Origin of the sequence: Anaeromassilibacillus sp. An172 (assembly GCF_002160515.1) — a bacterium.
In the GTDB taxonomy this organism is placed as follows: domain Bacteria; phylum Bacillota; class Clostridia; order Oscillospirales; family Acutalibacteraceae; genus Limousia; species Limousia pullorum.
Map to the genome: position 1 here is coordinate 1 of NZ_NFKS01000061.1, position 651 is coordinate 651.

Sequence of the window (651 nt, forward strand, 5' to 3'; positions counted from 1 at the left end):
TTTACCTTTAATTCTCCGGAAAAACCGCTGTCCGAAAGCAAAACGCCTATTTTTTCCTTATCCTTTGACTTAAAATCGGAAAGCTTCTTTCCGAAAATCTCAATTTCTCCCCCGTCAACAGAGATAAGTCCCAAAACGCTTTTAAAAGCCGTGGTTTTTCCCGCTCCGTTTCTTCCCACAAGACCTGTTACATACCCTGGCTTGATTTCCAATGTGCAGTCCAGAGTAAAGTCCTTGTAATTCTTTTTTACGCTTGTCATTTTAAGCATAGTTACTCCTCCAATACAAGCAGGAACAAATCTTTAAGTTCCCGGTCACTCATAGAGCAGCTTCTGCCCTTTCGGACGGCCGTTTCCATCAGAGCTTCCACCTCTTTTTTCTGTTCTTCCAACAGGAGCTGCTGATTTGCGCCGGCTACAAAGCTTCCCTTTCCATGAACGGTTATAACAAAACCGCTTTGCTCCAAAGTGTCGTAAGCTTTTTTAACCGTCAGTGCGCTTATCTTCAATTCCTTTGCCAAAGAACGAACAGAAGGCAGCATAGTGTCAATCTTCAGTGTTCCATCTGTTATCATTGCCTTAATCTGATTTACAATCTGCTCATATATAGGCTGTACAGATGAATTATTTATAATTATCTTCAATGTATATT

At 41.0% G+C, this 651-nt stretch carries 2 protein-coding genes; both read right to left on the reverse strand.

What is annotated here, in order from left to right; genetic code table 11:
• A partial coding sequence (locus tag B5F08_RS13065) for an ATP-binding cassette domain-containing protein (protein WP_143256439.1) occupies window positions 1-269 on the reverse strand: 269 nt, incomplete at its 3' end.
• Window positions 270-271: 2 nt separating this feature from the next.
• Window positions 272-643 carry a GntR family transcriptional regulator gene (locus B5F08_RS13070; RefSeq protein ID WP_087380381.1) on the reverse strand — a complete coding sequence of 124 codons (372 nt, stop codon included), beginning with the start codon at window positions 641-643 and terminating at the stop codon, window positions 272-274.
• Window positions 644-651: the final 8 nt, after the last annotated feature.